At 51.2% G+C, this 3,280-nt stretch carries 2 protein-coding genes and 1 pseudogene; 1 reads left to right on the plus strand and 2 read right to left on the minus strand.

What is annotated here, in order from left to right:
* Positions 1 to 808 (minus strand): UvrD-helicase domain-containing protein (locus Q4526_RS00820; protein WP_215974815.1); only part of this gene is annotated, 808 nt, incomplete at its 3' end.
* 364 nt (positions 809 to 1,172) lie between these two features.
* On the opposite strand from Q4526_RS00820, the gene Q4526_RS00825 reads away from it, so the two are divergent.
* Entirely contained in the window at positions 1,173 to 2,909 is a 1,737-nt protein-coding gene (locus tag Q4526_RS00825; protein ID WP_215974816.1) for a bifunctional diguanylate cyclase/phosphodiesterase, read from the plus strand.
* 49 nt (positions 2,910 to 2,958) lie between these two features.
* On the opposite strand, the pseudogene Q4526_RS00830 reads toward Q4526_RS00825, so the two are convergent.
* Positions 2,959 to 3,280, minus strand: a pseudogene (locus Q4526_RS00830) (ATP-dependent protease); the annotation flags it as partial.

Here is a 3,280-nt window from a genome sequence, read left to right on the forward strand (position 1 = left end):
GCAGATTGGGGAAGTCTTCTTTGAGCAGTACCATGTTCTCAGGCCGCGCCCCGCGCCAAGCGTAAATGGATTGGTCATCGTCCCCTACCACGGTTAGGGCATTTCGCCCGCCCACCAGCTGCTTTACCAGTAAGTATTGGCTGGAGTTAGTGTCTTGGTACTCGTCCACAAGCAGGTGCTGAATTTTGCGCTGCCAGCGCGCCAGAACCTCTGGGTGGGTCATAAACACATTAACCGGCACCAGAATTAAATCGTCAAAGTCCACGGCATTATAGGCTCTGAGCGCCTGGTTGTAGCGCTCGTACACACGCACCATAGTGAGTTCGGCGGGGCTTTGCGCTAACTCTTCGGCGGCCTCGGGGGTGGTTAGGTCGTTTTTCCAGTTGGAGATTTGACTTTGCACTAAATTGAGGTGGTCGCTGTCCAGCTCACCGTCTTTGAGCATTAACTCTTTGAGTAGGGAGCGGGCATCTTCGGCGTCAAAGATAGAGAAGCCCGGCTTAAACCCTAAGGTTTTCGCCTCACGGCGAATAATATTCAGCCCCAAGTTATGAAAAGTAGAAACGGTTAAGCCACGTGCCGCTTGGCCACGTACCAGCGAACCTACTCGCTCTTTCATTTCGCGGGCGGCTTTGTTGGTAAATGTCAGGGCGGCTATATGGCGAGCAGGAATATCGCACTGCTCGATCAAATAGGCAATTTTTCGGGTAATAACGGATGTTTTGCCAGAGCCCGCGCCTGCTAGTACCAAACAGGGGCCGTCGACATAATGAACCGCTTCACGCTGGCGGGGATTGAGTCGGGTCACAAAGCCTCGAATATTACGGATGAGTTTATTGAGGGGTCATATGCCATTGTAACAATGCATTGCCCCTTAAGAAACGAATGCTGGTAGGGTTGACAAAATCGCTTTATTTTTGTGCACATATCTTCTTAAATGGTGTATGTTTGACAGTCAACAGCCCAAGGTTGATTTGGGCGCAACTCTTACTTGATCACTTATGTTATTTAGCTATTTTAATTGGGTATTTTATTCAATTCAGCGGTCATTTGAGAGGGATGTTACAAATTCAAGGATGTAGTAAGCGCTAGCGTTGTGATTTACATGGTCAGCGTGTAGCTATAGCTCATGCATGAGCAATAATAAGATGGATTTTGTAAGGAATAATGTCATGGCTTCCACCATCAGCATTTTGCTGCTTAATGGCGAGCAATCACTTGCCGACCAAATCGGAGCCTGGTTGGACGAGGTAGCGCCCAATCAGTACAGCATTGTGCTCGGGAATATGGACGATGACGGTTTAATTTGCCTGCTATCGGAAGATTATCAGGTGGCTTTGTTTTACGCTGCTGACGACCCCGCCAGCGCTCGCGAGTTGCTCGACTCAATGAAAAGCCACTTTAGCCCGGTTCCGGTGTTGGTGCTTTCGAACAGTATGAATCAAGTGCTCGATCGCGAAGCTGTGCCTGCGGGGGCGGCGGACTATCTGGCCTTGGATACCGTCAATGCCTTTTGGCTGGAGCGCGCACTGCGCTACGCTATTGAGCGCAAGCGTACCGAACATCACCTCGCTCGTCTCGCCCATCACGATCCTCTGACTGATATTCCGAATCGGGTGCTGTTTCGCGACCGCCTGGAAAACGCTCTGCGAGTTGCTTCGCGTGAAAAAGCGCGCTTTGCCTTGATGTTTATCGATTTGGATGACTTTAAGGTGGTGAATGATCGCTATGGTCATGACATTGGTGACGGCTTAATCCGCCTATGTGCCGAGCGCCTACAGTCACTGCTGCGGCGCAGTGACTCCATGGCGCGAATGGGGGGGGATGAATTCACGCTGCTATTGCTCAATGTGGAGAGCTCGTCGGGATTGGCGCATCTGGCGGTCAAAATCATTGAGCAAATTACCACCCCCTACGAAATTGGCGGCTACCATATTAATGTGGGCTGTAGCTTGGGAATTGCCTCTTACCCAGAGGCAGGGCACGATGCCGATACCTTGCTCAAATCGGCCGATTTGGCTATGTATCAAGCTAAACAGGTGGAGGGCAGTAACTTTCGTTTCTTTACCGAAGAAATGAACCGCGATGTACGCTATCGCCTGCGGTTGGAAGAGGACTTACGGCGCGCGGTGGAAAATCGCGAACTGTATTTGGAATATCAACCTCGCTTTGCCATTAGTACCGGCAAGGTGGTTGCTCTGGAAGCTTTATTGCGCTGGAATCACCCGCAAAAAGGGATATTAAGCGCCCATAACTTTATCAGTATTGCCGAAGATACCGGGCTGATCTTTGCGATTGGTTATTGGGCCATTCGGCGCGCCTGTGCTGACCTACAGCGCTTAAAGCGCGATGTCGGCATTGAACTTAAAATGGCGGTCAATCTGTCGGCGCGCCAATTTCGCGATGAGTCCATGGTGCAGCATGTGGCCAATATTTTTAATGATACGGGGGTAGATCCCAATAAAATTGAATTTGAACTGACCGAAACCGCGTTGATGGAAAATATCGATATGGTTAGTTTGTGTATGCGGCCATTGTCTTACTTTGGGGTGACATTTGCCCTGGATGATTTTGGTACTGGCAGTTCGTCATTTTTGCATCTGCAGCGCCTGCCCATCACCGCCTTAAAAATCGACTCGCAGTTTATGACGGATTTACTTAGACGGCGCAGCGAGCGACGGCTGGTGTCAGCCATGATCAATCTCGCCCACAACCTGGGCAAAGCGGTGGTGGCCGAGGGTGTGGAAAATGCCAGTCAGCAAAAATGGCTAATCGAAGAGGGCTGCGATCAAATGCAGGGGTACTTTTTGTCGGCCCCGCAAAGCTACGACCGTCTGCATAAAGTCATCGCCGATTTAACGCTGACCGATGTCTCGGCAGCAGTGCCGCCCGACGGTGAAGAAAGCTAAGCCGCAAAACACCACCCTCTGCGGCAGTGTTTATAAGTTTCATTGCAATTTATAAGCCGCGATCAAGCGAGCGGAAACTGATGGCCTCGGCCAGGTGAGTACGCTCAATCATTTCTTCCCCCGCCATATCGGCAAGTGTTCGGGCCACCTTTAATACGCGGTGATAAGCCCGTGTTGATAACCCCAACTTACTGACGGCCGATTCCACAAACAAATATTCTGCTTTGCCCAACCGGCACACGGTCTCGATTTGTGGCGGTGATAGCTGGGCGTTGGCACATTGTTGTCGGTCGAGAGCGCGCTGGCGTGTCGCCACAGTGCGTGTCTGGACTGCGGCGCTGGATTCGCCTGCGGGTGCATTGCCCAATTCG

This window comes from Gilvimarinus sp. 2_MG-2023 (genome assembly GCF_030547685.1).
Taxonomy (GTDB): domain Bacteria; phylum Pseudomonadota; class Gammaproteobacteria; order Pseudomonadales; family Cellvibrionaceae; genus Gilvimarinus.

Excerpts from the sequence above, each read along its gene's own strand:
- Q4526_RS00825 (WP_215974816.1), top strand. The coding sequence starts at position 1,173 with ATGGCTTCCACCATCAGCATTTTGCTGCTTAATGGCGAGCAATCACTT.